The 2,420-nt window shown below is 44.6% G+C and carries 1 protein-coding gene and 1 pseudogene; both read left to right on the top strand.

The genetic code is table 11. The annotated features are described in order from the left end of the window. Positions 1–646 precede the first annotated feature (646 nt). A complete protein-coding gene (gene ltrA, locus DW640_RS23125; protein ID WP_117578997.1) occupies positions 647–2,299 on the top strand; it encodes a group II intron reverse transcriptase/maturase in 1,653 nt (550 codons plus the stop codon). Next, positions 2,235–2,420: pseudogene (locus DW640_RS24190) on the top strand (conjugal transfer protein TraG); the annotation flags it as partial. The gene ltrA and the pseudogene DW640_RS24190, both read left to right, overlap by 65 nt.

The raw sequence follows: 2,420 nt of genomic DNA, 5'->3' as shown, positions 1-2,420 counted from the left end.
TGGGTGTGACCTGAAAAGTCACGTAATTAATTGTTAAACAGCAATGTATATTGCAAGATTTAACCCGCTGTTCCGTCAGCGGTAGCCTACTATAAGGTGCATCTCCAGTGATGGGTTGTGCTAAGCTTATAGGACAAAGTACACTTTCCGAAAGGACAAGACTGAACCGTGAGGGAACGTCAAGGGCGGTTAGTATCATACCGTCGAGTGGCGAGGCTGGATAGCATGGTTAACGTAATGTGAACTGACTTTAGCCGTCGTAAGGTTTGAAGGAGCGCAAGAGACTTTAGCTCTCACCAAAAGGTAAGCAGTCGGATAACCCTCGCCCATGTTGGGGTTACACGGACATAGCACTGCCGGCGGACTTGGCAGAACCTAAACTATCCGTTTGTCAATTGCGTGGAACAGGGCAAGCCTGTATCTCTCTCGTAATAATGCGAGTAAGCGAACCGCAAGGCAAGCCGAATGGGGTGCAGGTATGAGATAACGGAGAAAGCGAATGCCGCCCTGTAATGGGGAGGATACGGATTGAACCAACATCACGAGTTAATGAGGGTAACATCATCCGACACGAAAGTGGGCAGACTTCCGTATATGGTAACTCTTTACAAGATAACTTTTAGAACTTTCAAAAGGAGGAAAGCAAATGAACGAGATTAAAACATCGTGTGCGCCTGCTGACAGCAGGAATCTGACTTGGGACGGTATGAACTGGTCTAAGTGTGAAACCTATGTCCGAAAGCTACAAGCGCGTATTGTAAAGGCTCAGAAAGAAGGCAGACATAACAAGGTGAAAACCTTGCAGTGGATGCTTACCCACTCTTTTTACGCCAAGGCATTGGCAGTAAAGAGGGTTACTTCCAACAAAGGGAAGAATACGTCTGGAGTAGATAAACAGCTTTGGGACTCTCCCAAGCGCAAGTACAAAGCAATCGGTGAACTTAGACGTCGTGGCTACCATCCACAGCCGCTCCGTAGGGTTCACATCAAGAAAAAGAACGGTAAACTCCGACCGTTGGGAATACCGACCATGAAAGACAGGGCGATGCAAGCATTATATCTCATGGCATTGGAACCGATAGCCGAAACGACAGGCGACCGTTTTTCTTACGGCTTCCGAAAGAAGCGCAGGACAATGGACGCAATTCGTCAGATTGATACGGTTCTAAATCGCCAGCATTCCCCCGAATGGATTTTGGAGGGAGATATTAAGGGTTGCTTCGACCACATCAGTCACGGCTGGCTTATTGAAAATATCCCTATGGATAAAACAATACTCAGAAAATGGCTGAAATGTGGAGCTGTATTCAATGGTAAACTGTTCCCGACAGAAGAGGGTACACCACAAGGAGGTATCATATCACCGACACTTGCAAATATGGCACTTGACGGACTTCAACCACTCTTGGCTGAAAGATTCAAAAGACGTTTCATCAACTATAAGACATTCCACTACAAAGTGAATCTTATCAGGTATGCGGACGACTTTATAATCACAGGTCGAGATAAGGAATTATTGGAAAACGAGGTCAAACCAATGGTGATAGAATTTCTCAAAGAAAGGGGTCTTACCTTATCCGAAGAGAAAACTACCATTACGAACATATACGATGGATTTGATTTCTTAGGTTTCAATGTAAGGAAGTTCGGCAAAAGGCTGTACACATCTCCGTCCAAAGATGCACAGAAACGCTTTAGGGCAAAAATCAGTGACATCGTTAAAGGACATAAAATGTGTAAGCAGGAATCGCTGATACGAATGCTCAATCCTGTGATAACAGGTTGGGGAAACTATTACCGATATGGTGCATCAACCAATGCTTTTCACGGTTGCGACAATCACATTTACAACCTCACAAAGAAATGGGCTTTACGTCGCCACCCAAAGAAACGCAAGTCTTGGGTTGCAGATAAGTATTGGCATGAAATTCGGGGGCGTAAATGGACGTTTGCATGGAAATATGAAACAAAAAGCAAGAAAGTGAACTACCTGACCCTTAAAAGGTTGTCGGATATACATTATACTCCGTACAAGCAAGTCAAGGGGGAGGCAAACCCTTTCGACCCGGAATATGATGATTATTTCTTTCAGCGAAAGGAGCAACAAATGCTGGAATCTCTCAAAGGACGTAAGTCACTCTTATATTTATGGAACAAGCAGAAGCGGACTTGTCCGTTATGCGGCAAGGAGATAGATTGTACAAAAGCATGGAACGTCAATGAAATATCTGTTGGTGGTTCAATTGTACGGCAACTTGTCCATAACAACTGCCACAAGCGAAATAAACGAAACTGTTGAAAGTATGAGCCGATTTCTAACAACAAATAGAAATATTGAGTTGCTTGAGCCGTATGAGGGGAAACTCTCACGTACGGTTCTTAGGGGAGAAGGGGGCAGTAATGCCCTTGACTTACCCGAT

It is taken from the genome of Bacteroides sp. AM23-12 (genome assembly GCF_003434395.1).
GTDB classification, from domain to species: domain Bacteria; phylum Bacteroidota; class Bacteroidia; order Bacteroidales; family Bacteroidaceae; genus Bacteroides; species Bacteroides thetaiotaomicron.
Note: the sequence above shows the minus strand (reverse complement) of the source record. Positions and strands in the feature narration are given on the sequence as shown.